Genomic DNA, 23,739 nt, shown 5'->3' with positions numbered 1-23,739 from the left:
GATGCCCGTGGACCCGCAGGGACGCTGGTTCGACAGCACCGGGCCGATCCAGGTGGACGGCGGCATCGCCGTACGCGCCAAACGCGGCAAGATCGGCGAGCAGTGGTGGTCGCGGCGCTTCGTCGACATCCTGGAGCGCACCTGCGACGCGGGCCGGTTGTCCCGCGGGCGGGCGTACGCGCGTAAAGGCCAGGTCATCGGCTTCGAGCTGACGCCGGGCCGGGTCGCGGGACGGGTGCAGGGCTCGCGGCCGCAGCCGTACGAGGTGACGATCGACATCCCGGCGTACGACGACGCACAGTGGACGCGGGTGCTGGCGGCACTGGGGTCACAGGCGCTGTATCGCGCGGCCCTGCTGGCCGGCGAGATCCCGCACGAGCTGGTGGACCTGTTCGACGAGCTGGAGCTGCCGCTGTTCCCGTCCGCACTGGGGATGGCCTGCTCGTGCCCGGACTGGGGCACGCCGTGCAAGCACGTGTCCGCGGTGCTCTACGTGCTGGCGGAGGCCTTCGACGACGACCCGTTCCTGGTGCTGGCCTGGCGCGGACGCGGCCGGGACGAGTTGCTGGCCGCGCTGCGCGGCCTGCCCGAGCCGGTCGAGACCATCGATCCGCTCGCGGTGGAGGAGGTCGAGCTCCAGGCACGGCTGACCGACTTCTACACACCGGCCATCTCGCTGAGCCGGCTGCGCGAACGCCCGGGCCGGGTGACGGTGCCGCCGGAGCTGTTGCTGCGGGTGCTGGACGCCCCCCAGATCCGCGTCCGCCACATCCCGCTGGTCGACATCCTCCGCCCGGCCTACCGCGACCTCGCCGACCCGTCGTCCCCATAGTTCGCCGGGTGGCCGGGTAGTTGTCGCGGTCACGCCGCCTCGCTGTCCGCACAGGCCCGGCGCGGCCGCGGTGGCCCGTCGTCACATCGGTCCGGTCGCTGCCGGCGTCCGGCTCGTCGTCGGCACCGCTACCCACGTCGAGCCCCGGTCGCCGGGCCGGCCGGGGCGGTCGCGGCAATGGACGGATTTCGGCGGGCCTGCGCACGTCAGCAGGCCCGCCGGATACCGCAAGGTGGCGGGCGGCGGGCCTGCGAATGCCGCGCAGGCCCGCCGATCACCGCACCGTCAGCCCTTGCGCCACTTCTGGTTGGCCGAGCCCCCGCAGTCCCAGAGCTGGAGGCGGCCACCGTCGGCAGCGTTCCAGTCCTTGATGTCCACGCAGCGGTTCGATTGCGGGTTCACCAGGTCACCCGCTCCCGACAGCACGAACTGCTGAGCCGCCGTTCCGTTGCAGGTGTAGAGCTGCACCGGCGTGCCGTTGGCCGTCGCGCCGCCGGCTGCGTCCATGCACTTGTTGTTCTGCGTCTGCAGGGCGCCGCCCACCGACGTCCACTTCTGGGCGTTGGATCCGTTGCAGGTCCACGTCTGCAGCGGGGCGCTGTCGACGAAGCCGGCGTTCGGCACGTCGACGCACTTGCCGTTCCAGTTGCTGATCAGGGCCTGTCCCCCGCCCGCCGGCGGCGGCGTGGTCGGCCCGCCCGCACCGAACGGGGTCAGGATCAGCCCGGCCGCGCGCGGGTCGCCGTCGTGCACCAGCGACTCGAAGGCGCCGACGTCGTCGAAGGCGAACGCGTACGCCTTACCGTCGACCATGTTCTGGTGGATGATCTTGGCGTACTGGTTGGTCGGGTTGTTCTGGTAGAACTGCGCCGCGTTGGTGCTCGGCTGGGTGTCGATGGTGCCCAGCGTGCCGCGGTTCAGCGCCGCGCACAGGGTCCGCGAGATCGGGCCCTTCACCAGGTCGTTCGGCGCCGGCAGGTCACCGTCGCAGCCCCACACGCTGGCCGACGAGGGCTTGTTGAAGGAGGCCACCTGCTGACCGGCGCTGTTCGTGAAGTTCATGACGTTGCCGGAGGTCCGGCCGAAGTACTTGGTGTTCGGCTGGTCACCGAACGGCACCACGGTGAGCGTCTTGGTCGTGTACGCGTTCCACGCCGACGTGATGTACGAGTCCAGGTAGTTCGCGTTGAACAGCCCGGCGCCCGCCGCCTTGCCCGGGGCCAGCGCCCGCAGCACGGTCCCGTCCGAACGGGTGTACACCGTGTTGGCCCAGCCCGGCTGCGCCTTGATGGCGTTGAACACGTTGTTGCGGCCGTTGTTCACCGGCTCGCCGGTCTTCTTGGTCGCGCCCGAGGCACCGGTCACCGTCACCGCGTGCGGCACCGAGAACATGTCGACCTGCGAGCTGTTGAGCCACAGGCCGGCATCGTTGTAGGTGAACTCGCTCCAGTCGAACAGGATGTTGTAGTTGGCGTCGCCGCTGGCCCACGGCGCCGGCTGCACCAGCCCGTCCGGGGTCAGGAAGAACTTGAGCTTCTCCCCCAGCGAGAAGTAGACCCGTCCGGAGAAGCCGCGCGGGAAGTTGATCGTCGTGGCGCCGCCGTTGCCGGGGCCGCCGATCGCCACGTCGGGGGCGGGCGAGGGCGGGAGCGAGCCGGCGGGCCACGGGGTGAAGGTGCCGCCCTGGTTGACGTAGCCGAGGCGGTTGGTGTTCAGGTTGATGCCGATCACGTACACGTAGACGGCCTCGCCGCGGCCGGAGTTGTTGGTGACGGTGACCGGCAGCAGAGCCGGGCCGACCGCTTGGGCCGGCGTGGCCGCGGCCACGGCCGCGAGCGGCACCGTGACGGTCAGCGCGGCCAGCGCATGCAGGAGTTTTGTTCGGATACGCACGATGACTCCTCGGGAGACGGACGGCGCAGGGGGGATGGGGGAACGCCCTCGTGAGAGCGCTCTCACAGCATCAAATAGTTAACAGTGTGTGTCAATAGACAACGGCTGATGTGTTGCCGGATTATTTCGGCAACGCCGACGACATAGGCTCGGATCATGAGTGACATGAGCTACCGCCGCCTCGGCACCTCGGGCCTGGTCGTCTCGGTCGTCGGCATCGGCTGCAACAACTTCGGCCGCAAGCTCGACCTCGACGGGACCCGCGCGGTCGTCGACGCGGCGTTCGACGCGGGGATCACGTTGTTCGACACCGCCGACATCTACGGCACCCCGCACGGCAGTTCCGAGGAGTGCCTCGGTGCGGCCCTGCAGGGCCGGCGGGACGAGATCGTGCTGGCGACCAAGTTCGGCATGGACATGGAAGGGCTCAACGGCGCGGACCACGGCGCCCGCGGCTCCCGGTCGTACATCGTCCGCGCGGTCGAGTCCTCGCTGCGCCGGCTCGGCACCGACTACATCGACCTGTACCAGATCCACACCCCCGACGAGGCCACCCCGATCGAGGAGACCCTGTCGGCCCTGGACGACCTGGTCCGCAGCGGCAAGGTCCGTTATCTGGGCAACTCCAACTTCGCGGGCTGGCAGATCGCCGACGCGGACTGGACGGCCCGGACCGCCGGCCACACCCCGTTCATCAGCGCGCAGAACCAGTACAGCCTGCTGCACCGCGAGGTCGAGGACGAGGTCGTGCCGGCGTGTGAGCGGTTCGGACTGGGGCTGCTGCCGTTCTTCCCGCTCGACAGCGGCCTGCTCAGCGGCAAGTACCAGCGAGGCGCGACGCCGCCCGAGGGCACCCGGCTGGCCCTGGAGCGCTACCAGCGGTGGCTGGACGGGGCGGACTGGGACACGATCGAGGCGCTGACCGCGTACGGCAAGGAACGCGGGCACAGCCTGCTGGACGTCGCGATCGCCGGGCTGGCCGCGCAGCCGGCGGTGACCAGCGTGATCGCCGGTGCCACAACCCCGGACCAGGTCAAGGCGAACGCCGCCGCCGGGCAGTGGCGACTCACCGCGGAGGACGTGGCCGCCCTGGACCAGATCCTGACGCGCTGAGCAGGGCCACCGGGCGCCGGCCGGCAGGAGGGTGAGGATGCAGGAGGAGGCGGCCCGGGCAGCCCTTCCCGCGGCCGTCTTCGACTACTACCGGGACGGCTTCGGCGCGCAGGTCACCCGGGACGAGGCCACAGCCGCCTGGCGCGAGTGGCGGTTCGTTCCGCGGCTGTTCAGTGACGTGTCCCAGGTCAGCACCGAGATCGAACTGCTCGGGGCCCGGCTCACCGCCCCGGTGCTGGCCGGGCCGACCGCCCTGCACACGCTCGCGCACCCCGAGGGCGAAGCCGCGACCGCCCGGGGTGTCGCGGCGGCAGGCTCGTTGTTCGTGCTGAGCTCGCGGGCCGGCCGCCCGCTCGCGGAGATCCCGGTGATCCGGCCCTGGTGGTTCCAGGCCTACGTGCTGCGGGACCGGCAGATCACCGAGCAACAGGTACGCGCAGCAGTCGCCGCCGGGGCAGGCGCGATCGTGCTGACCGCCGACGCCCCGTATGTGCACCCCAGGCCGGTGCCGCAGGCCGGTGCACTGTCCCCGGCGACCCGGCCGGCGGATCGGGAGCAGGATCCCGCCCTCGACTCCGGCGCGATCGCCTGGCTGGCCGGGATCGCCGGCCGGCCGGTGCTGGTCAAGGGCGTGCTGAGCGCGCGGGACGCCGCGGCGTGTGTCGACGCGGGAGCCGCCGGAGTGATCGTCTCCAACCATGGCGGCCGGCAGCTGGACCGGGTGGTCGCCACCGCACGGGCGCTCGGCCCGGTCGTCGAGGCGGTCGCGGGCCGGGTCCCGGTGCTGGTGGACGGCGGCCTTCGGGACGGCGGCGACATCCTGACGGCGCTGGCGCTGGGCGCGAAGGCCGTGCTGATCGGCCGCCCGATCCTGTGGGCGCTGGCCACGGGCGGTGCTGACGGCGTACGGGATTGCCTGGATCTTTATCGGACCGGCCTCGCACGGACGATGGCGCAGGCCGGCCTGCCGACAGTCAGCGACATCAACGCCGACGTGGTGACCCGGGCGTAGCCCCCGGTCGGCCGCATTTCAGCGGGCGCAGACGAACGGCCGCGGCCCCGACCGAACTCCGACGGACGGCCGGGCGTCGAGGCTGAGGTCCGAGGTCAGGCGGGTCGGCGACGCCGGGTCAGCACCAGCGCCAAGGTCCCCGTGAGCACGAGCAGCATGCCCGCGGTGGCGATGCGCCCGGTCGGTGCGCCCGTGATGGCCAGCCCGCCGCCGGAGCCGCCCGAGCCGTCACCCGAACCGCCGCCGGAGCCGCCGCCCGTGGTCAGCTTGACCTCGATCTTGGCCGCGTTGTTGGTCGTCTTCGAGTCCTGCACGCCGCCGTCGACCGTGATCGTGCCCTTGTCCTCGTTCTCGCCGTCCTCGATCTTGGCGGTGAAGGAGAAGAGCTGCCGCTCGCCGGCGGCCAGCGGCTTCGCGGCCACGCACAGGTAGTCGTGGCCGCTGACCTGGCCGGGGCTGTTCCAGCTCGGCTCGCCGTCGCCGTTCGGGACGCAGAGCTTGTCCACCTTGGTCAGCTTCAGGCCCGACGGGATGCGGACCTTGGCCGCGTGGATCCAGGACTTGGACCGGGGGAGCACGGTCGCCGGGCCGTCGTTGCGGAAGCCGACCTTGACCGTACGGGTGTCACCGATCTTGCCCTCGAAGTCGTCGCCGATCGCCACGCTGTCGGCCGGGTTCTTCGGGACCTTCACCAGGAACGAGGTCGAGTTGTCCCACTCGTTCAGCTCGTCCCGGCCCGCTGCCAGGCTCCGCGCGGCCGGCTCCAGCTGCAGCTTGGCGCCCGGCTTCCGCGCGGCCTTCGTCGCCGCGGCCAGGGCGGCGTCGTTCTCCTCGTCCTCGAGGCTCAGGGCCGCCACGCCGGCGGTGTAGTTCGCCGGGCCGGGCGTGGCCGGGTCGGCCGCGATGGTGAGCGGGGTCGACGGCGACATGCCGAAGGTCGCGCCCGGGGCGAGGGTGAGGTTGAAGACGCAGACGACGCCCGGCAGCTCCTTGACCTCGACGCAGTTGCTGTACTTGCTCGGGAAGGTGATGTAGCGGTGACCGGCCAGCGCGAGGCCGACGCCCTCGGTCGGCTGGTTGCCGTTGTTGCGGACCGAGATCGGCAGCACGGCGGACTCGCCCGCGACCAGCGCGATGTCCGGGATGGGAGCGGTCTCGAGGTCGACTCCAGAGGCCTCGCGCACCACCGTGACGCTGGTCGACTCCCGCCACTCGCCGCCGGCGTCGCGGACCACCAGGTCGATGCTCGCCCCGGCCGCGGGCAGCTCCGCGGTGGGCGCCACCGTGAACGTGAGGGTCTTGCGAGCTCCCGGAGCGAGGTCGCCGGCCGGGCAGCCCGTCGCGGTGCAGCCCTGCGGCGGCTTGAAGCCGAGGCGCGGGTCGACCGCGGCGCCGGTGCGGGCGAAGTCGACGACCAGGCCGGTCGCCGCGGTCTGGCCGGCGTTGACGACCTCGAACGGAACGGTCTTGGTGGCGCCGGCGGTGGTGACCACCCGCTCGGGCACCGCGATCTCGATCGTCGGCCGCTCGGCCGGGGCCGCGGCCTGCGCCGGGGCGGCCGCGCCGACCGCGGTCAGCCCGATCATGGCGATGGGCAGCGCGAGGCGCAGCGCGAGACTGTTCGTTCGGATGGCCACCGGTCAATGCTCCACTAGGGACGCGGCCGGCGCTACCCCCTATGGAGCAAAGTGGGCTATACCTGAGCGAATACCGGCCCGTCGGCCGGCAGGGCCGGCACCTCGCCGCGCGCGGCGGCCCGCCGCGCGAACTCACGCACCCCGGCGATCTGCTGCTCACCGAGCGAGAAGTCCAGGGCCCGGAAGTACGTGGCCAGCGTCGCAGCGTCGAACGGCTCCCAACGGGCTGCCGCCTCGGCGACCTCGTCCAGCTCACCGAGGCACAGATCACGGGAGCGCTGGAACGCCTCGTGCACCTCCTTGACCACACCCGGGTGGGCCGCGGCGAACTCCTTGCGGACCGCCCAGACGGCGAAGACCATCGGCAGGCCGGTCCACTCCTTCCACGCCTGGGCCAGGTCGATGACCTGCAGGCCGAGCCCGGGAGCCTCGTACATGGCGCGCAGGGCCGGGTCGCCGATCAGCACCGCGGCGTCGGCCTCCAGCAGCATCTGGTTGAGCTCCGGGGGGCAGCGGAAGTATTCGGGCTCGGCGCCGTACTGCTCGGCCAGCAGCATCTGGGCCAGCAGCACGCCGGTCCGCGAGGTCGAGCCGAGCGCGACCGGGCGGCCGTCCAGCTCGGCCGGCGGCCGGGTGGAGACCAGGTTGACCGACAGCACCGGGCCGTCGCTGCCCACCGCGAGATTCGGCAGCAGCAGCAGGTCGTCGGCATTGCGCAGGTACTCGACCAGGGAGATCGGGCCGATGTCCAGATCGCCGGCGACCAGCGCGGCATTGAGCCGGTCCGGGGTGTCCTTGTGCAGGTCGACGTCGAGCAGCGCCCCCGAGCGCATGAGGCCCCAGTAGATCGGCAGACAGTTGAGGAACTGGATGTGGCCTACCCGGGGTCGCCGGACTACGTCGCTCATGCTGCGACGCTATCTCCGGCGGGTTGCCCATGCCGGGCCTCCACCTGCACCGAGGGACCTATCTCACGTTCAGCGCGCTGTTCGGTCCAGGGAGAAAACCGGTGGCCCGGGCGGGGTGGGTCGCGTATCGTACGTGGCCGCTTGACGGCCGCGGTGAGTCGACACCGCAGCGGACGTCTCCGCGCCGGACGACGGCCAACCGTCGCCGGATACGCGAGCGAGCAGCGAGCTACCGCGATAGGAATCAGCGTGCCCGCATCCGAACTCGACAGCGAACTCATCTCCGAACGTCACCATCTCAGCCGGTCCCGCGCCGCGCTGGGCCGGATGCGGGGCCGGGCCGAGTCCCTCTTCGCCTCCGGCGCCGACATCGCCGGGGACGCCTACAGCGCCGAGACCCTCGGCCGGACCTTGTCGCGCCGGGTCGCCGAGCTGGCCGACGATCCCGACACTCCGCTCTTCTTCGGCAAGCTGGACATCGAGCAGACCGCGTACCACATCGGGCGCCGGCACGTCACCGACGACGCCGGTGAGCCGATGGTGCTGGACTGGAGGGCGCCGCTCTCCCAGTCGTTCTACCGGGCCAGCGTGCGTGATCCGCAGGGGGTCGCCACCCGGCGCCGGTTCGGCTTCGTCAAGGGCGAGCTGACCAGTTTCGAGGACGAGCACCTGGACCGCGGCGAGGAGCTCGGCACCAAGAGCCGGATCCTGACCGCCGAGATCGAGCGGCCCCGCGTCGGGCCGATGCGGGACATCGTCGCCACCATCCAGCCCGAGCAGGACGAGCTGGTCCGGGCCGATCTCGAGGACTCGATCTGCGTACAGGGCGCGCCCGGCACCGGCAAGACCGCGGTCGGGCTGCACCGGGCCGCGTACCTGCTCTATGTGCACCGCGAGCGGCTGCGCCGCTCCGGCGTGCTGATCGTCGGGCCCAACACCGCGTTCCTGTCCTACATCTCGGCGGTGCTGCCGGCGCTCGGCGAGGTCGAGGTGCAGCAGGCCACGGTCGACGACCTGATCGCCCGGGCACCGGTACGCGGCCACGACGACGAGGCCGCCGCCCTGCTCAAGCACGATGCCCGGATGGCGGCAGTCCTGCGCCAGGCGCTGTGGGGCCGGCTGGGCAAGCCGGTGGAGCCGATCATGGTGTCGGACGGTTCGTACCGCTGGCGGATCGACGCGGGACCGCTGCGCCGGATCGTGGACGAGGCGCGCCGGGAGGACCTGCCGTACGCGGTCGGCCGCGAGCGGGTCCGGGCGCGCGTGGTCGCGCTGCTGCAACGCCAGTCGGAGTACCGCACCGGCAACTCGCCCAACGAGGGCTGGCTGCGCCGGATGGGCAGGATCCCGCAGGTACGCGACTTCCTCGACAACGTCTGGCCCGCCCTGACCCCCGAGGGGCTGGTCGTGGCACTGCTCAGTGACCCCGAGCTGCTGGCGACCGCGACCGAGGGCATCCTCACCGAGGCCGAGCAGGAGGTGCTGCGCTGGGCCAAGCCACCGCGCACGGTGAAGGCCGCCAAGTTCAGCGCGGCGGACCTGGTGCTGATCGACGAGGCCGCCGGCCTGCTGGAGCGGGAGCAGAGCTTCGGGCACGTCGTGGTGGACGAGGCTCAGGACCTTTCGCCGATGCAGGCGCGGGCCATCGCCCGGCGCAGTGAGCACGGCTCGATCACCCTGCTCGGTGACCTGGCCCAGGGCACCGCGCCGTGGGCCGCTGCGGACTGGCGGGTCACGTTGCGGCATCTCGGCAAGCCCGACGCCGTGGTGGTGCCGCTGACGGTCGGTTACCGCGTACCCGCCGTGGTGGTGGCCCTGGCCAACCGCCTGCTGCCGGCGCTCGGGGTGGACGTGCCGGAGGCCGTCTCCCTGCGCCGCGACGGTGATCTTTCCGTCGTCGGCGTTCCGTCGCCGGCCGAGGCGGATGCCGCGATGCTGGTCGAGGTGACCGCGGCGCTGGAGCACGAGGGTTCGGTCGCGGTCATCGCGGCCGACGCGGCGGTCGACCGGCTCCGCGCGCATCTCGCGGCCGCGGGCCTGGCCGCCGCGACGCCCGACGACGTCGACTCCGAGGCGCGCGTCACGGTCGTGCCGGCCACGCTCGTCAAGGGCCTGGAGTACGACCACGTGGTCGTCGTCGAACCGGCCGAGATCGTGGCCGCCGAGCCCCGCGGCCTGCACCGGCTGTACGTGGTCCTGACCCGCGCGGTGTCCCGGCTCTCGGTGGTGCACGCCGAGCCGCTGCCCGCACCGCTCAGAGCGGCTTGATCCAGCGCGACCAGTCCGGCTGGCGCCGGTAGCCCCGGGCTGCCCAGATGGCGTGGGCGCCCGGGTTGTCGTCCAGCACCATGGCGTCGATCCGGGTGCCGCCGAGCGCCCGGATCCGGCTCTCCGCCGCCTCGATCAGGGCCCGGCCGATGCCGTTGCGGCGGCGTTGCGGGTCCACCGCGAGGCGGTACAGGTGGCACCGCCAGCCGTCCCAGCCGGCGATGATCGTGCCGACGATCCGGTCCCCCTCGACGGCCACGATCAGCGCGTCCGGGTCCCGCAGGTGCAGCGCCGCCAGGGCGGCCGGGGTGTCCGGCGGACGACTGGCGTTCTCGGCCGCCGCCGACCAGAACGTCAGCACGGCCCCCAGCTCGCGGGAGTCGGCGGCCCGCAGGACGAGATCACTCACCGCGCGATGCTAAGCGAGTGTCCGAGGTTTATGGCACAAAGTTCTTTGACTTTGTGCGGTAAAGTTCTTTGCATGGAAGCCAGAGATGACGAACTCCCCCCGCTGGACCCGGCCGAGTCGCTCCGGCTGATCGCCCGGGAGCAGGCCACCACCACCCGCCGGCTCACCCCGGATCCGCGCCTGCTGCTCTGGCCGTGGGGTCTGGCCTGGCTGATCGGCTTCGGCGTCTTCTTCCTGCGCTTCGGCCCCGACGAGCGCGTCCTGGTCGACATGCCGGACTGGGTGCCGCTCACCGTCCTGCTCGGCTCGATGATCGTGGCCGGCGTCATCACCGGCATCGTCGGCGCCCGGGCCGCCCGCCAGGTCAGCGGCCCGTCCTCCCGGCAGGGCGCCATGTACGGCTTCACCTGGTCCGTCGCCTTCATCGGCATGGCCACCCTGTTCAGCCGGATCAGTGACCTGCTGCCCGTGCCGGAGGCCAACCTGCTCTGGGCGGGCGCGATGGTCGCCCTCACCGGCGCCCTGCACATGGCCGGCGGTGCCATCTGGAACGACCGGTCCCTGTTCGTCCTCGGTCTGTCGATCAGCGTCGTCAACGTCGCCGGCATCATCATCGGAGCGGGCTGGCACGCGCTGATCGTCGCGGTGCTCGGTGGCGGCGGGATGCTCGTCGCCGGCCTGGTGTCCTGGCTGCGGATGGCCCGATGACCGGCGGCCTGCCCGAGCTCGACCCGGTGATCCACGCCCAGGCCCGGTTGCGGGTCGTCGCGGCCCTCTCCCCGCTGGGCCCGGGTGACCGGATCGCCTTCCCCCGGCTGCAGGACATCCTGCGGATGACCGCGGGCAACCTCTCGGTGCACCTGCGCAAGCTCGAGGACGCGGGCTACGTCGAGGTCGTCAAGACCCATCAGGGCCGCACCCCGGCGACGCTGGTCCGGCTCACCGGGCGCGGCCGGGTGGCCTTCGAGGACTACACCGCCGCACTGCACGCCCTGCTCAACGGCACCGCCGAACCGCCGGAGGAATCATGATGCTGGCCCGCGCCCTCGACGCCACCCGCCGCTACGGCGACGTGCTCGCCCTCGACCGGCTCAACCTCGACGTCCGGACCGGTGAGCTGGTCGGCCTGCTCGGGCCCAACGGCGCCGGCAAGAGCACGCTGGTCAGCCTGCTCACCGGGGTGCGCCGGCCCAGCTCGGGCACCGTCGAGCTGTGCGGCGGCGATCCGCGTGACCCGGCGAGCCGACGGGCGCTGGGCGTGACCCCGCAGGAGACCGGGCTGCCCGGCGCGCTGCGGGTCGGCGAGGTCGTCGACTTCGTCCGCGCGCACTTCCCCGACCCGCTGGGCCGGGCCGAGCTGCTCGATCGCTTCGGGCTGACCGAGCTGGCCAAGCGGCAGACCGGCGGCCTGTCCGGCGGGCAGAAACGCCGGGTCGCGGTGGCGCTGGCCTTCGTGGGCCGGCCCCGGATCGTGTTCCTCGACGAGCCGACCACCGGGTTGGACGTGGAGGCCCGGCACAGCCTGTGGGACGGCATCCGGGCGTTCCACGCGGACGGCGGCACGGTCGTGCTGACCAGTCACTACCTGGAGGAGATCGAGGCCCTGGCCCGGCGGGTGGTGGTGATCGGGGGCGGCCGGGTACTGGCCGACGACACCGTCGCGGCGGTACGCGGCCTCGTCGCCATCCGCCGGGTCAGCCTGACTGTGCCCGTACCCGTGCCGGATCTTCCCGGGGTGGTCGGCACCGAACGCGACGGCGACCGGACCCACCTGCTCACCGGCGACGCCGACCGGCTGGTCCGCGATCTCGTCGCCCGCGACGTCCCGTTCACGGAGCTGGAGGTACGCCCCACGTCGCTGGAAGAAGCGTTCCTCACCCTCACCTCGGCCTGACCGGAGGTACGGATGACATCCCTCGCCCTGACCCATGCCCGTTTCCAGCTCATCGAGACGTTCCGGATCCCGATGGCGCTCATCGGCAGCGCGTTCTTCCCGGCCGCCTCGATGATCTTCTTCGTGGTGCCGTTCGTCGGCGACGATCCGGTCTACGCCACCTACGCGACCGCGTCGATGGTCACCTTCGTGGTCATGACCAGCAATCTCTTCCAGTACGGGATCGGCGTCGCGGAGGACCGGGCCCAGCCCTGGGACCCGTACTCGCGGACCCTGCCGGTCGGCGCCGCGCCGCGCTTCGCCGGGCGCATCCTGGCCGGGCTGGTGCTGATGGGCGCCTCGCTGGTGCCGGTCGTGGTGATCGCCGCGGTAGCGACCGAGGCGACCATCACGCTCGGCGGCTTCCTGGCCGCGGTGGCCGTGGTCGCAGTGAGTGCGGTGCCGTTCACGCTGATGGGCCTGGCCATCGGGTACTCGCTGCCGGCCAAGGCCGCGATCGTGTTGGCCCAGGTGCTGTTCTTCCCGCTGGCGTTCGGCGGTGGCCTGATGACCGCGCCGGGCAGTGCGCCCGGCTTCGTGGAGACGATCGCTCCGTACCTGCCCACCGGGGCCGCGGTCAGGCTGATGTGGGCGGCCGTCGGTGACTTCCCGGTGCAGTGGACATCGACAGCTGCCTTGATCACCTGGACGGCCACCCTGGCTGGGGTGGCTGTATGGGCCTATCGACGCGACGAAGGTCGGCGGTTCAGTTGAACTTCCGACTGAGCGGCCCCGTACCTCGCATCGCGGTGTAACGATCGATCTGTCGTCCGCCGTAACCCCGAGGAGCAGGCATGAACCCACCGACCCCCGGTGTACCGAGCTGGGTGGACCTGGGTACCGCCGACCTCGCGGACGCGATCCGGTTCTACACCTCGCTGTTCGGCTGGGAGGCCGAGGTGTCGGGCGAGGAGTACGGCGGCTACACCACCTTCCGGCTCGACGGCCGGGCCACCGCCGGCGCCGGCCCGCTGTACGGCGAGGGCCAGCCCACCGCCTGGAGCACGTACGTGGCCACCGAGGACGCGGACGAGATCGCGGCCCGGGTCGAGGCGGCCGGCGGCAAGGTGCTGGTGGCGCCCTTCGACGTCATGTACCAGGGCCGGATGGCCGCGTTCCTGGACCAGGCCGGTGCGCCGTTCAGCGTCTGGCAGGCGGGCACGATGCGCGGTGCCGACATCTTCGACGTGCCCGGCGCGCTGACCTGGAACGAGCTGACCACCCGGGACGTGGAGGGCTCGGCCGCGTTCTACGGCTCGGTCTTCGGCTGGGTGGCGCGGGAGAGCTCGGTCAGCGGTATGGACTACATCGTGTGGGAGCACGAGGGCCGGCAGATCGCGGGCATGCAGGTGATGGACGGCGACCGGTGGCCCGACGACCTGCCGCCACATTGGATGATCTACTTCGCGGTCACGGACTGTGACGACTCGGCCGCGTACGCGCAGTCGCTCGGCGGCCGGATCGTGCACCCGCCGACCACCCTGCCGATCGGCCGGTACGCGGTGCTGGACGACCCGCAGGGCGGCACGTTCTCCATCCTGCAGGGCGTCGGCGGCTAACCCCGGACCGGCACGACCAGCGGTCCCCGGCCGCCGTCGATGACCTTGACGCGCACCCGGTAGTGCCGGGCCAGCAGCTCCTCGGTCAGCACCTCCCAGGCGGTGCCGGCCGCCACCACCCGGCCGCCGGCCAGCAGCACCATCCGGTCCGCGTACTCGCCGGCGATCGACAGGTCGTGCATCGTGGCCAGCACCGTGAGGCCGCGTTCGCCGCGGAGCCGGTCGATCAGGTCGAGCACTTCCTGCTGGTGACCGATGTCCAGGGCGCTGGTCGGCTCGTCCAGCAGCAGGATACGGCCGCCCTGGGCCAGGGCGCGGGCCAGGAAGACCCGCTGCCGTTCGCCGCCGGAGAGCGTGTCGAGCCGCCGGGAGCGGAGCCGGACCAGGTCGAGCGCAGCCAGCACTTCCTCGACGGCGGCCAGGTCGGACGCCGACTCCCGGCCCAGCGCGGGGATGTAGGGCGTACGGCCGAGCAGCACGTAGTCCAGGACCAGCATTCCCGGCGGCACCACGGGGGCCTGCGCCACGGTGGCCACGGTCCGGGCCCGTACGCGCCGGGGCAGCCGGTCCAGCGGGGTGCCGTCCAGGCCGACCGAGCCACTGAACGGCAGCAGCCCGCCGACCGCCCGCAGCACCGTGGACTTGCCCGCGCCGTTGGGGCCGATGATCGTGACCCACTCCCCCGCGGCGACGTCCAGATCGACCCCGTCGACGATGACCGAGCCGCCCAGCCGGACCCGCAACCCCCGCGCGCTGATCATGAGACCCCGCCGCGGCGCAGCACCAGCGCGAAGAACGGTGCGCCCAGGAAGGCGGTCACCACGCCGATCGGGATCTCCGCCGGGCTGGCCACCGTCCGCGCGAGCAGATCGGTCAGGGCCAGGAACGCGCCGCCGAACAGCACCGACAGCGGCAGGATCGACCGGTGGCTCGGGCCGGCCAGCAACCGCAGGGTGTGCGGCACGATGATGCCGACGAAACCGATCAGCCCCGACACCGACACCGCGGCCGCCGTGCCCAGCGAGGCGGCCGCTATCAGCAGGTAGCGGCTGCGCTGCGGGTGCAGGCCGAGGCTGGTCGCCTCCTCGTCGCCGACCGTCAGCACGTCCAGCTCGCGACGCTGGGACAGCACGATCACGGCGGTGATCGCCGCGTACGGCAGCACCAGCAGCACGTCGTGCCAGCCCGCGGTGGCCAGCCGGCCGAGCAGCCACGAGTAGACCTCGCGCAGCGACTCGATGTGCCGCTGCAGCAGGAACGTCTGGGCCGCCGCCAGGAACGCGGACACGGCGACGCCGGCGAGGATCAGCGTGGCCGGAGTCCGGGACCGGCCGCCCGCCCCGCCGAGTACCCAGGTCAGAGCGACGGCGGCGATGGCTCCCAGGAACGCGGCGAGCGGCACCCCGATCGGCAGCTCCGCGGTGGCGTCACCGGTCGCCGGCCGGAACGCGATGACCGCCGTCACCCCCAGTCCCGCCCCGGCCGCGACCCCGAGCAGGTGCGGATCGGCCAGCGGGTTGCGGAAGACACCCTGGTACGCGGCGCCGGCCAGGGCCAGCATCGCGCCGACGAGCAGGCCCAGCACGACGCGGGGCAGGCGGAGCTCGGTGACGATCGCCGTCTCCCGCGGGCTCAGGCCGCTGTGGATCCGTACCCCCGGAATCAGGTCGAGCAGCGCGGCCGCGACCCCGGCCGGCGGCAGTGCGACCGGCCCGAAGGCCACCCCCGCGACCAGCGCCACCAGCACCGCGAACACGCCGCCGGCCAGCCAGCCGGGCCGCAGGCCGGCCGGCCGCGGCGCTCGGATCACGCGGGGACCCTGGCCACCGCATCGGCGACCGCCCGGACGAGGTCGACCACCCGCGGTCCCCACCGGGAGGCGATGTCGTCGTCCAGGGCCACGATCCGGTCCTGGCGCACCGCGGTGATCTGTGACCAGCCCTTGCGTTGCTTCACCGTCGCCGCGGACTGGCGGCAGCACTTGGTGTCGGCCAGGAAGATCAGGTCGGGGTCGGCGGCGACGAGGGCCTCCGGGGAGAGCTGGGGATAGCCGTTCTTGCTGCCGTCGGGATCGGCGGCGTCCGCGATGTTGGTGAGCCCGAACGGGGCGAGCAGCGAGCCGATGAAGGTCTTGGACGTCGCGGAGTAGAGCGTCTCGTCGATCTCGTAGTAGTAGCTGAGCGGTTCCGTGCGGGGCGGCACGCCCCTGACGATCTTGTCGATCTCGGTCCGCATCCGTGTCACCAGCGCGGCCGACTCGTCCCGGTGGCCGGTCAGCGCGCCGAGCTGGTCGATCTGCCGGTAGGAGTCGTCGATCACCTTGGCGGCCGGGGCGAGCAGCACCGGGATCTTGAGCTTGCCCAGCTGGTCGGCGATCTTCTCGAGGTCGTCGGAGATGACCACCAGGTCGGGATCACGCCCGGCGATCGCCTCGGCGTTCGGCTTGAAGCCGGACAGGTCGGTGCGGGGCGCCTCGGGTGGATAGGTCGACTGGTCGTCGACGGCCACCACCTGGGGGCCGGCCCCGATCGCGAAGAGCATCTCCGTCGCGGTCGGGGCGAGCGAGACGATCCGGTCGGGGCGTTCGGTCAAGGTCACCGAACCGACCGTCACGGGGAACGAAGCATCCGCCGCCGCCGGCCTGCCCTCGTCCTCGGCACCACCGCCGCACCCGCCGAGCAGCAGTGCGGTGACCGCGATCGCGGCCGTCAAAACCCGTTTCATCCTGGTCCTCCTGTCGGCCGAGGCTGCGGTGCTTCGCCGACCGGAGGAACAGGCCCGGTCCGCGAGGCGCCCCTCCCCGGGAGCGCTGAATCGCGACCGGCGCCCAGGCGACCTGGCTTCACCCGCGCCGCACGGGCGAGGGCTCACAGTTGCGGGACAGCGCCGGAATCCCACCGGCTTCGCTGCGACGCGGTCCTGTCGAAACTAGCCCAGGCGCCACCGGTTCGACCCGCCCGCGGACACGAAGAGACCCAGATCAAGTACGGAAGCTCTTGGCGACGGTCCGTGCATGGTGCTAACCGTCGCTCCCGCCGACACCGGGCGCGGGCATCCATTCGCCTGGCGGCTCATGACCGGATGCCCGCACCCTGCCAGGTCCGTGCTCCCCGGAACCCCGGCGAGGCGTCAGCCCAGCGGCCAGATCCGGGCCAGGAGGCGGCCGTCCACGGCGTCCTGCGGGATCGTGCCCAGCTGACGGGAGTCCTGGGAGAACAGCCGGTGATCACCCAGTACGAAGAGCTCACCGTCCGGGACCGTGACCGGTGCGCCGCAGTCGTTCGTGCTGGCGACGCTGTCCACGTAGGGCTCGTCGAGGGCGGTGCCGTCGCGGTAGACCCGGCCGGTCCGGCATTCGATGGTGTCGCCCGGCAGGCCGATCACCCGCTTGAGCATGAGTGTGCCCGGCTCCCGCGGGCTGTCGAACTCGACGATGTCGCCGTGCCGGATGCCGGTCAGGCGGAAGCCCACCTTGTCGACCACGAAGCGGTCCTGGACCCGCAGCGTCGGTTCCATCGAGCCGCTCGGCATGTACCTGGGGGTGAGCACGAACTGGTTCATGACGACTGCCACGGGGACCATCAGCAGGACCGCGACGACCGCCGCGCGCTGCAGGCGTACCCCTCGCGGCAGGGTCCTGGTCCTCGCCCGGCGCTCGTGCCAGACCGCGCGCAGGCCGCCGGCGGCCCAGCGCACCGCCTCCCAGCCGCCGGTCGTCTGGTCGAATTCGGCCAGCGCCGCCTCACCCCACGGACCGCCCCGGGCGCGGCGCCCCCGTACCGCCGCGACCAGGACCGCCCGGGCCACCCGGCGCATCACGCCTTCCCCGGGACGAACGCCGCCGCCGGGCCCGGCTTCCTGCTCGCCGCGGCCGCCAGTCGCTCCCGCGCCAGGACGAGGCCGTCCGCGGTCAGCCGGTAGGTGTGCCGCGGTGGGCGGCCGGGCTCGTCGGAGGCCTCCCAGCCGGTGTCGAGCAGCTGCTGGGTGGAGAGCCGCATCAGGATCGGGTAGAGGGTGCCGGACGCCAGCCCGGTCTCGCGGCTCAGGTCGTAGCCGTAGCGCCAGCGGGCCGGCTCGGCGAGCAGCGCCTCGAAGAGCCGCAGCGTCTGCGGCGAGGCATGGGGAGGTCTCGGCATGCCGAAACTCTACATAACTCGACTTACTCCGTCGACCCCTGCCGCAGGCTGGCCAGCACCATGGCGATGACCTGCTCGAACGTGGTGTCGACGTCCTCGGCCAGACCGAATCCGCCACCCGCCTCGATGACCGCGAAGCCGTGCGCGGCGACCCGGATCCGGCGGGTGGCGTGGGTGGCCGCCGACTCGTCGAGGCCGTAGCCGCGCAGCACCGCGAAGAAGACGTCGAGCAGTTCCCGCGCCGCGCCGGCCAGGTCGTCGCGGCGCATGGGGTCGAGCGGGACCAGCGCGTACCGGCCGGGGTGCTCCACGACGTAGGCCCGGAAGGCGCGCATCAGCGCCGCCACGGCATCGTCACGGCTGCGGCCGATCACCACCGAGGTGAACACGGCGGTCGTCTCGCGCAGGACCCGCAGGGCCATGAGCTCCCGCAGGTCGGCGAGGCTGCCGATGTGTTTGTAGAGCGAGGGTGCCGCGACCCCGGCCCGGTCGGCGACGGCGGCGAGGCTCAGCGCCTCCGGACCCTTCTCGTCGATCAGGGTCAGCGCCACCTCGACCACCGCGGCCGCGGAGAGCCCGGCCCTAGGCATGAAAACTACCTATCATAGCCCTAAAGCTATGACAGGTAGCTACGCCGCGCAACCGGTCAGCAGTACGTGGACTGCTTGCCGATCACCTTGTACGGGCAGTCCGCCGCCTCGGCGAGCAGCAGGGCGGCCTCCCGGTTCCGGGTGGTCTCCCGGGTGATCACGCTGGCGGGCGGGTAGAAGCCGCCGGCCGACGAGCTCCGCGGGTACAGCTCGAAGGTGTACGCGAAGATCTTGTGCGTACCCCAGAGCCAGTCCAGCGAGTCCCCGTCGGTGATGTAGAGATCACTCGACTGCTGCGGGGTGTACCCGTTGGTCGTCGCCATCTGCCGGCCCAGCGTCGCGAACGTGTTCTGCTGGTCCGCGCTCATCCCCGTGCCGGTGTTCGCGGTGGTGTGCCCGAACGGCCACAGCACCAGCTCCGAGTACGAGTGGAAGTCGATCGCGGCCTTGATCTGCTGCACGCCGCCGACGACCCGGCTGTTGACGAAGTCGCGGATCACCCGGGTCTCCGGTGCCGAGAACGCCGACGGTCCGCGGTACGTGTCCGAGGAGGTGCTGCCCGACGAGCCGCCGCAGCAGCCCCACCGGTAGCCGTAGTTGCGGTTCAGGTCCGTGCCGACGTACGAGGAACCGGTGTTGGGCTGGCGGTTCTTGCGCCACGAGCGGTAGCTGCCGGTGGCGACGTCGTACTCCGCGCCGTCCGGGTTCACCGACGGGATGATCCAGATCTCGCGGCTGTTCACCACGTTGCGGATCCGGGTGTCGCTCGCGTAATTGTCCGCGTACAGGTGCAGCAGGTAGATCGCCATCTCCACGGTCATGTGCTCGCGGGCGTGGTGGTTGGCGTCGTAGAGCACCTCGGGCTCGGCCTCGTCGGTGCCGACGTTGTCGGAGATCTTGACCGCCACGATGTCGCGGCCCTCGTAGGTCCTGCCCAGCACCCGCTTGCTGGCGATGGCCGGGTACCGCGCCGCGATGGCGTTGACCTCGGCGACCATCTCGGCGTAGTTGTGGTACGCCGCGTCGCGGGAGGGGAAGTCGAAGGTGGACACGTCACTGCCGGGCGCCTCGGCGGCGGCGGGCTTGACCGTGAAGCCGAGCGCCCGCAGCGCCTTGACCTCGCGACCGGTCGCGGTGATCTCGGCGATCGAGTGCTCCAGGCCGTCGATCGCCGCGCCGGTGCTCGCGATGGCGTTGCGCTGGGCCAGCGTGCGCACGTCGTACACCTCGTACGGGGCCGCGGTGTCCGCCGCCCGCGGCACCGCGGTGGCGGCCGGCGCGATGGCGGGGGAAGCGGCGATCAGGGCCAGGCCGGCTGTGACAGCGGCGACCAGGCCGGTGACGCGTCGTCGTCTCATGAACGACCTCCGGGGGGTGTCAGAGGGGGTCGGGCCCCGTCACTGCACCACCCGGCATCGACTTTTGGCAATGGAACCGCGCCCCGCGAGACCATGCCAATGTGCCCCCTACGTCGACATGATGACCGCATCGATGTCGCGCACCCCGGCCGCAGGGTGCCCGATCTGCGGAAATCGCCGGCCTCGGGTCAGGAAGCCTTGTCGCCCTTGGCCGCGGCGGCGTCCTGGGCCTCCGCAGTGGAGGATGCCGGGCCGGGCGTCGCGCGGTCGCCGGCCGCGGCCGCCGCCTCGTCGCCGGCCAGGGCTGCGCGCAGCCGGGCCTTCTCCGCCTGGCGGCGCTCGGCCACCGTGCCGAGCTGCTCGGCCATCTCGTTGCGCCACTTGGCCAGCAGGAAGTAGGAGAACGCGGCCGACGCGAGCAGCGCGATCATCGCCTTGACCAGGAAGGCCAGCGGGACCGGCAGGAGCAGCGCGAAGACGACCACGAACAGGCCCAGGCGGCCGAGCGTGTACTTGACGGCGGGACTCATGACGACTCCTGTCAGCCCGCGCGGTGGCTGAGCCACCGCAGGCCGTAGAACCAGACCAGGCAGTAGACGACCGTCAGGCCGAGGGCCCCCACCGCCCCGCTGACCAGCGGCGGGAAGGACGCGGCGGCCAGGCCGGCGAGGGTCATGCCGACCGCGATGCCGAAGCCGGCCGCGAGGGCCGCCACCACGATCCGGTACGCCCCGTAGCCGGCCGCGCGGAACTCCTCGGTGAACAGCCACACCGGCAGGATCAGCGCGAGCCAGCCGCTGGAGGAGCCGAAGTCGAAGGCCCGGGCCAGCGACATGACGCCCTCGAACAGGAGCAGCACGACGATCCCGGTGACCCAGCCGGCGAGGGCGACACCCACGAGATCACCGACGGTCACCAGGCGTCCGTCGGCGTCGCGACGCGGGCGGCGCTCACTCTCTATTTCGGCCATGACAACAACGAGGGTACGCCGGGAGGTTCCCGCCCCTACGCCCAGACCTGCTGCGGCTCGCTGCGGCGCTCGGCCAGCGTCACCGGCTTGTCGTACTCGCGCACGATCTCGTACCGGGTGTTGCGCTCGACCGGCTGGAAACCCGCGTCCCAGATGATGTTCAGCAGGTCGTCACGGTGCATCGTGGTCGGTGTGCCGTACGAGTCGGCATCGTGGGTGATCTTGTACTCCACCACCGAGCCGTCCAGGTCGTCGGCGCCGAAGTTCAGCGACAGCTGGGCCACCGACAGGCCGTGCATGACCCAGAAGTTCTTCAGGTGCGGCACGTTGTCGAACATCAGCCGGGACACCGCGAAGGTGCGCAGCGACTCGGCCGGCGCCGCCATCGTGGTGCGGGACTGGATCCGGTTACGGATCTTGCCGTCCGCCGAGTCGACGAAGTCGTGCTGGTAGCGCAGCGGGATGAAGACGGCGAAACCACCGGTCTCGTCCTGCAGCTCACGCAGGCGCATGACGTGGTCGACCCGGTGCCGCGGCTCCTCGATGTGGCCGTACAGCATGGTGGCCGGGGTCTTCATGCCCTTGGAGTGCGCCAGCCGGTGGATCCGCGACCAGTCCTCCCAGTGGCAGTTGTGGTCGACGATGTGCTGGCGGACCTCCCAGTCGAAGATCTCCGCACCGCCACCGGTGAGCGACTCCAGGCCGGCGTCCATCAGCTCGTCGAGGATCTCACTGGCGGGCAGGCCGCTGATCTTCTCGAACCACTGCACCTCGGTCGCCGTGAAGCACTTGAGCTTGACGCCGGGCAGCGCCGCCTTCAGCTCGCGCAGCACCTTGGGGTAGTACCGCCAGGGCAGCGTGGGGTGCAGGCCGTTGACGATGTGCAGCTCGGTGAGCCCCTCGCCCTCCATCTCCTTGGCCTTGCGCACGGCCTCGTCGATGCGCATCGTGTACGCGTCCTTCTCGCCCGGCTTGCGCTGGAAGGAGCAGTAGGCACAGCTGGCGGAGCAGACGTTGGTGAGGTTGAGGTGCCGGTTGACGTTGAACATCACCCGGTCGCCGTTCAGCTCGGTGCGCTTGTGGTGCGCCAGCCGGCCGAGCCAGGCGAGATCGTCGGACTCGTACAGCGCGACGCCGTCCTCGCGCGTCAGCCGCTCGCCCGCGTAGACCTTGGCCTCCAGCTCGCGCTTCAGCCCGACGTCCATCTGCGGCATGTCCCGCCCCCTTCACCTTCACTCGTGGTCGAGCGTACGTCCTGACTCCGGCGGATCGCCGCCCGGCGGCCGCGGGGCGGTGCGGATCACGTCGGGTTCACGATTCACAGCGTCCTGTCATGTCCAATCAATCGACACCGGTGCACTAATTGGGGTAAGACCATTACAGGGACGCCAAGCGGTGGTGGGCGACGACCGCGGACGGGGAGCGCATGTCGATGAGCCGGCAGGACGAAAGCGGACGAACGCTGCGGATACGCCCATGGTGGCGCCCGTTGGCGTACTCCGCTGCCACTGCCGCCGCCATCGCCGCCCTGTTCAATCCGCTGCCCGCCTCCGCCGCCCCGCCGGCCGCGCCCCCGGCACCCGCTGTCCCCGACGCCGGCTCCCGGCCCCTGGCCCAGGGCTCGCTCGTGCTGCCCGGCCAGCAGGTCGCCTCGACGCCCACCACGACGGCCCCGATCACGACGCCCGGCGTGGCCCTGTCGCCGGTCATGGCCAAGATCGAGAAGGGCCGGACCGAGCTCGCGGCCCTCGGCGAGCAGCTCACCAAGGCCAAGGGCGAGGTCGACCTCGTCACCCAGCAGATCACCGCCGCGGACCAGAAGGTCACCCAGTCCTCCACCGCGATCTCCCAGGCCCGCACCGAGGTGGCCAGTGCGGCGGCCTCGGCGGTCCGGGACGCGGCCGCCCTGCCGCCCGGCTCCCTGCGCTCCGGCCTGTCGGACCTCGACTCGCTCGCCCGGATCAACCGCGGCGACTCCGCGACCCAGCAGGCCGCCGCCCGCCAGCTCACCATCGCCCAGAGCACCTACGACGCCGCGCTCGCCGAGCAGCAGGCGGCCCAGGCCCGGCTCACCACCCTCACCGCCGACCGGGACAAGCTGCAGAAGAGCGTCGACAAGAAGTCGGCCGCCCAGCAGAAGCTCGAGCAGGACAACGCCGCGGCGATCGCCGCGGCCGACAGCGCCCAGGCGGCCCAGGACGCCCGGGCCGGCGCCGGCTACCTGGCGGGCGAGAACGCCGGCCGCGGCGCCGACCCGCGGGCCATCGCGGCGCTGCGCTTCGCCCTGGCCCAGCGCGGCGACCCGTACGTCTGGTCCGAGGAAGGCCCGGACGAGTACGACTGCTCGGGCCTGATGTGGGCGGCCTACCGCTCCCCGGGCGCGGGTGACTTCAAGCTGACCCGGGTGTCCCGCGACCAGTACTTCCAGACCCGCGAGCGGGTCGTCGACCGCTACTCGCTGCTCCCGGGCGACCTGCTGTTCTTCAGCTCGTCGAGCAGCTGGCAGCAGATCCACCACGTCGCGATGTACGCCGGCAACGGCATGATGGTCGAGGCGCCCCGCACCGGGCTGAACGTGCGCCTGGTCCCGGTCCGCTGGACCCGGCTCTTCAGCGCGACCCGCATCTACGGCTCGATCGAGGGCACCGTGCAGGGTCCGAACCTCGGCTCGCCGGACCCGGAGAAGCCGAGCGACCACAACACCAGGCCCAACACACCGTCGCCCAGGCCCACGACCCCGTCGCCCAAGCCGACCACGCCGTCGCCCAAGCCCACGACCCCGGCGCCCAAGCCCACCACGGTGTCGCCCAAGCCGACGACCCCGGAGGCCACCCCGACCACGACGGCGCCGGCCACGACAGCACCGGCCACGACAGCACCGGCCACGACGGCACCACCGGCCGCCACGGCCGCGCCGGCCACCAAGAACCCGGCGGACGACAAGCCGAGCACACCGCAAGGCTCGGCGGGCAACTCGCCGACCAAGGACGACAAGCCCTCGCCGACCAAGGACGACAAGCCCTCGGCGACCAGCTCGCAGACCAAGTCCAGCGCGGCCTCGACCCCGTCCGAGGCCGGCTCGAAGTCGGCCGGCTCCTAGCGCACTCCGGCCCCACCCGTC

General features: G+C 71.9%; 23 protein-coding genes, 1 pseudogene and 1 riboswitch. Of the genes and pseudogenes, 10 read left to right on the top strand and 14 right to left on the bottom strand.

What is annotated here, in order from left to right:
• Position 1 precedes the first annotated feature (1 nt).
• Entirely contained in the window at positions 2–832 is an 831-nt protein-coding gene (locus Aau02nite_RS18030; protein WP_212989617.1) for an SWIM zinc finger family protein, read from the top strand.
• Positions 833–1,117: 285 nt separating this feature from the next.
• Here the strand turns inward: Aau02nite_RS18030 and Aau02nite_RS18025 are convergent, their stop codons facing one another.
• Complete coding sequence (locus Aau02nite_RS18025; protein ID WP_212989616.1) at positions 1,118–2,725, bottom strand: beta-1,3-glucanase family protein; 1,608 nt, start codon at positions 2,723–2,725, stop codon at positions 1,118–1,120.
• A 156-nt stretch (positions 2,726–2,881) separates the two neighbouring features.
• On the opposite strand from Aau02nite_RS18025, the gene Aau02nite_RS18020 reads away from it, so the two are divergent.
• Together Aau02nite_RS18020 and Aau02nite_RS18015 are read left to right on the top strand one after the other, a co-directional pair.
• Positions 2,882–3,838, top strand: coding sequence for an aldo/keto reductase (locus Aau02nite_RS18020; protein ID WP_246595238.1), 957 nt, complete (start codon positions 2,882–2,884; stop codon positions 3,836–3,838).
• A 37-nt stretch (positions 3,839–3,875) separates the two neighbouring features.
• Positions 3,876–4,850, top strand: coding sequence for an alpha-hydroxy acid oxidase (locus tag Aau02nite_RS18015; protein WP_212989615.1), 975 nt, complete (start codon positions 3,876–3,878; stop codon positions 4,848–4,850).
• A 95-nt stretch (positions 4,851–4,945) separates the two neighbouring features.
• Here the strand turns inward: Aau02nite_RS18015 and Aau02nite_RS18010 are convergent, their stop codons facing one another.
• Both Aau02nite_RS18010 and Aau02nite_RS18005 read right to left on the bottom strand, forming a co-directional pair.
• Positions 4,946–6,487 carry a COG1361 family protein gene (locus Aau02nite_RS18010; protein ID WP_212989614.1) on the bottom strand — a complete coding sequence of 514 codons (1,542 nt, stop codon included), beginning with the start codon at positions 6,485–6,487 and terminating at the stop codon, positions 4,946–4,948.
• A gap of 56 nt (positions 6,488–6,543) precedes the next feature.
• The gene (locus tag Aau02nite_RS18005) at positions 6,544–7,395 is read right to left on the bottom strand and encodes a menaquinone biosynthetic enzyme MqnA/MqnD family protein (protein WP_212989613.1); all 852 of its coding nucleotides are present in this window, start codon (positions 7,393–7,395) and stop codon (positions 6,544–6,546) included.
• A 249-nt stretch (positions 7,396–7,644) separates the two neighbouring features.
• On the opposite strand from Aau02nite_RS18005, the gene Aau02nite_RS18000 reads away from it, so the two are divergent.
• Complete coding sequence (locus Aau02nite_RS18000; protein WP_212989612.1) at positions 7,645–9,663, top strand: HelD family protein; 2,019 nt, start codon at positions 7,645–7,647, stop codon at positions 9,661–9,663.
• Here the strand turns inward: Aau02nite_RS18000 and Aau02nite_RS17995 are convergent.
• On the bottom strand, positions 9,650–10,072 hold the full coding sequence (locus Aau02nite_RS17995; RefSeq protein ID WP_212989611.1) for a GNAT family N-acetyltransferase: 423 nt from the start codon (positions 10,070–10,072) through the stop codon (positions 9,650–9,652). The genes Aau02nite_RS18000 and Aau02nite_RS17995 overlap by 14 nt on opposite strands.
• Before the next feature lie 72 nt (positions 10,073–10,144).
• Between Aau02nite_RS17995 and Aau02nite_RS17990 the strand changes: the two genes are divergently transcribed.
• The 5 genes from Aau02nite_RS17990 (at position 10,145) to Aau02nite_RS17970 (ending at position 13,564) form a co-directional block, all read left to right on the top strand.
• Positions 10,145–10,780: a transporter gene (locus Aau02nite_RS17990; RefSeq protein ID WP_212989610.1), complete on the top strand. Its 636-nt coding sequence runs from the start codon at positions 10,145–10,147 to the stop codon at positions 10,778–10,780.
• Positions 10,777–11,103: a winged helix-turn-helix domain-containing protein gene (locus tag Aau02nite_RS17985; RefSeq protein ID WP_212989609.1), complete on the top strand. Its 327-nt coding sequence runs from the start codon at positions 10,777–10,779 to the stop codon at positions 11,101–11,103. The genes Aau02nite_RS17990 and Aau02nite_RS17985 overlap by 4 nt, the downstream gene beginning before the upstream one ends.
• Positions 11,100–11,966 (top strand): ABC transporter ATP-binding protein, encoded by an 867-nt coding sequence (locus tag Aau02nite_RS17980; RefSeq protein ID WP_212989608.1) that lies wholly within the window; start codon positions 11,100–11,102, stop codon positions 11,964–11,966. Before Aau02nite_RS17985 ends, Aau02nite_RS17980 begins: the two co-directional genes overlap by 4 nt.
• Positions 11,967–11,978: 12 nt before the next feature.
• Positions 11,979–12,719 carry an ABC transporter permease gene (locus Aau02nite_RS17975; protein WP_212989607.1) on the top strand — a complete coding sequence of 247 codons (741 nt, stop codon included), beginning with the start codon at positions 11,979–11,981 and terminating at the stop codon, positions 12,717–12,719.
• 80 nt (positions 12,720–12,799) lie between these two features.
• Entirely contained in the window at positions 12,800–13,564 is a 765-nt protein-coding gene (locus Aau02nite_RS17970) for a VOC family protein (RefSeq protein ID WP_212989606.1), read from the top strand.
• On the opposite strand, the gene Aau02nite_RS17965 is transcribed toward Aau02nite_RS17970, so the two are convergent.
• The 10 genes and pseudogenes from Aau02nite_RS17965 to mqnE form a co-directional block, all read right to left on the bottom strand.
• A complete protein-coding gene (locus Aau02nite_RS17965) occupies positions 13,561–14,325 on the bottom strand; it encodes an ABC transporter ATP-binding protein (protein ID WP_212989605.1) in 765 nt (254 codons plus the stop codon). The genes Aau02nite_RS17970 and Aau02nite_RS17965 overlap by 4 nt on opposite strands.
• Entirely contained in the window at positions 14,322–15,374 is a 1,053-nt protein-coding gene (locus Aau02nite_RS17960; RefSeq protein WP_212989604.1) for a FecCD family ABC transporter permease, read from the bottom strand. Before Aau02nite_RS17960 ends, Aau02nite_RS17965 begins: the two co-directional genes overlap by 4 nt.
• Complete coding sequence (locus Aau02nite_RS17955; protein ID WP_212989603.1) at positions 15,371–16,288, bottom strand: ABC transporter substrate-binding protein; 918 nt, start codon at positions 16,286–16,288, stop codon at positions 15,371–15,373. The genes Aau02nite_RS17960 and Aau02nite_RS17955 overlap by 4 nt, the downstream gene beginning before the upstream one ends.
• A gap of 111 nt (positions 16,289–16,399) precedes the next feature.
• Positions 16,400–16,466: riboswitch (cobalamin riboswitch) on the bottom strand.
• 227 nt (positions 16,467–16,693) lie between these two features.
• Positions 16,694–17,380 (bottom strand): signal peptidase I, encoded by a 687-nt coding sequence (gene lepB, locus Aau02nite_RS17950; RefSeq protein WP_212989602.1) that lies wholly within the window; start codon positions 17,378–17,380, stop codon positions 16,694–16,696.
• Positions 17,380–17,700 carry a PadR family transcriptional regulator gene (locus Aau02nite_RS17945; RefSeq protein ID WP_212989601.1) on the bottom strand — a complete coding sequence of 107 codons (321 nt, stop codon included), beginning with the start codon at positions 17,698–17,700 and terminating at the stop codon, positions 17,380–17,382. Before Aau02nite_RS17945 ends, lepB begins: the two co-directional genes overlap by 1 nt.
• Positions 17,701–17,723: 23 nt before the next feature.
• Complete coding sequence (locus Aau02nite_RS17940; RefSeq protein ID WP_212989600.1) at positions 17,724–18,290, bottom strand: TetR/AcrR family transcriptional regulator; 567 nt, start codon at positions 18,288–18,290, stop codon at positions 17,724–17,726.
• 59 nt (positions 18,291–18,349) lie between these two features.
• Positions 18,350–19,648: pseudogene (locus Aau02nite_RS17935) on the bottom strand (M14 family metallopeptidase); the annotation flags it as partial.
• A gap of 188 nt (positions 19,649–19,836) precedes the next feature.
• Positions 19,837–20,178 carry a DUF4229 domain-containing protein gene (locus Aau02nite_RS17930; protein ID WP_246595237.1) on the bottom strand — a complete coding sequence of 114 codons (342 nt, stop codon included), beginning with the start codon at positions 20,176–20,178 and terminating at the stop codon, positions 19,837–19,839.
• Positions 20,179–20,189: 11 nt separating this feature from the next.
• A complete protein-coding gene (locus tag Aau02nite_RS17925) occupies positions 20,190–20,618 on the bottom strand; it encodes a hypothetical protein (RefSeq protein ID WP_212989598.1) in 429 nt (142 codons plus the stop codon).
• A gap of 35 nt (positions 20,619–20,653) precedes the next feature.
• Entirely contained in the window at positions 20,654–21,823 is a 1,170-nt protein-coding gene (gene mqnE, locus Aau02nite_RS17920) for an aminofutalosine synthase MqnE (RefSeq protein WP_212989647.1), read from the bottom strand.
• Positions 21,824–22,107: 284 nt separating this feature from the next.
• Here mqnE and Aau02nite_RS17915 point away from each other — a divergent pair, with 284 nt between their 5' ends.
• A complete protein-coding gene (locus tag Aau02nite_RS17915) occupies positions 22,108–23,718 on the top strand; it encodes a C40 family peptidase (RefSeq protein WP_246595236.1) in 1,611 nt (536 codons plus the stop codon).
• Positions 23,719–23,739 lie beyond the last annotated feature (21 nt).

It is taken from the genome of Actinoplanes auranticolor (assembly GCF_018332655.1).
In the GTDB taxonomy this organism is placed as follows: domain Bacteria; phylum Actinomycetota; class Actinomycetes; order Mycobacteriales; family Micromonosporaceae; genus Actinoplanes; species Actinoplanes auranticolor.
This window is presented reverse-complemented; position numbering and strand designations above follow the sequence as displayed.

What these genes read in the sequence shown, in the direction of transcription:
- Aau02nite_RS17945 (WP_212989601.1), bottom strand. Translation starts at nt 17,700, where the DNA reads ATGCCGAGACCTCCCCATGCCTCGCCGCAGACGCTGCGGCTCTTCGAG.
- lepB (WP_212989602.1), bottom strand. Translation starts at nt 17,380, where the DNA reads ATGCGCCGGGTGGCCCGGGCGGTCCTGGTCGCGGCGGTACGGGGGCGC.
- Aau02nite_RS18015 (WP_212989615.1), top strand. Translation starts at nt 3,876, where the DNA reads ATGCAGGAGGAGGCGGCCCGGGCAGCCCTTCCCGCGGCCGTCTTCGAC.
- Aau02nite_RS17985 (WP_212989609.1), top strand. Translation starts at nt 10,777, where the DNA reads ATGACCGGCGGCCTGCCCGAGCTCGACCCGGTGATCCACGCCCAGGCC.
- Aau02nite_RS17965 (WP_212989605.1), bottom strand. Translation starts at nt 14,325, where the DNA reads ATGATCAGCGCGCGGGGGTTGCGGGTCCGGCTGGGCGGCTCGGTCATC.
- Aau02nite_RS18030 (WP_212989617.1), top strand. Translation starts at nt 2, where the DNA reads ATGCCCGTGGACCCGCAGGGACGCTGGTTCGACAGCACCGGGCCGATC.
- Aau02nite_RS17970 (WP_212989606.1), top strand. Translation starts at nt 12,800, where the DNA reads ATGAACCCACCGACCCCCGGTGTACCGAGCTGGGTGGACCTGGGTACC.
- Aau02nite_RS17955 (WP_212989603.1), bottom strand. Translation starts at nt 16,288, where the DNA reads ATGAAACGGGTTTTGACGGCCGCGATCGCGGTCACCGCACTGCTGCTC.
- mqnE (WP_212989647.1), bottom strand. Translation starts at nt 21,823, where the DNA reads ATGGACGTCGGGCTGAAGCGCGAGCTGGAGGCCAAGGTCTACGCGGGC.
- Aau02nite_RS17925 (WP_212989598.1), bottom strand. Translation starts at nt 20,618, where the DNA reads ATGGCCGAAATAGAGAGTGAGCGCCGCCCGCGTCGCGACGCCGACGGA.
- Aau02nite_RS18020 (WP_246595238.1), top strand. Translation starts at nt 2,882, where the DNA reads ATGAGTGACATGAGCTACCGCCGCCTCGGCACCTCGGGCCTGGTCGTC.
- Aau02nite_RS17980 (WP_212989608.1), top strand. Translation starts at nt 11,100, where the DNA reads ATGATGCTGGCCCGCGCCCTCGACGCCACCCGCCGCTACGGCGACGTG.
- Aau02nite_RS17940 (WP_212989600.1), bottom strand. Translation starts at nt 18,290, where the DNA reads ATGCCTAGGGCCGGGCTCTCCGCGGCCGCGGTGGTCGAGGTGGCGCTG.
- Aau02nite_RS17990 (WP_212989610.1), top strand. Translation starts at nt 10,145, where the DNA reads ATGGAAGCCAGAGATGACGAACTCCCCCCGCTGGACCCGGCCGAGTCG.
- Aau02nite_RS18005 (WP_212989613.1), bottom strand. Translation starts at nt 7,395, where the DNA reads ATGAGCGACGTAGTCCGGCGACCCCGGGTAGGCCACATCCAGTTCCTC.
- Aau02nite_RS17930 (WP_246595237.1), bottom strand. Translation starts at nt 20,178, where the DNA reads ATGAGTCCCGCCGTCAAGTACACGCTCGGCCGCCTGGGCCTGTTCGTG.
- Aau02nite_RS17975 (WP_212989607.1), top strand. Translation starts at nt 11,979, where the DNA reads ATGACATCCCTCGCCCTGACCCATGCCCGTTTCCAGCTCATCGAGACG.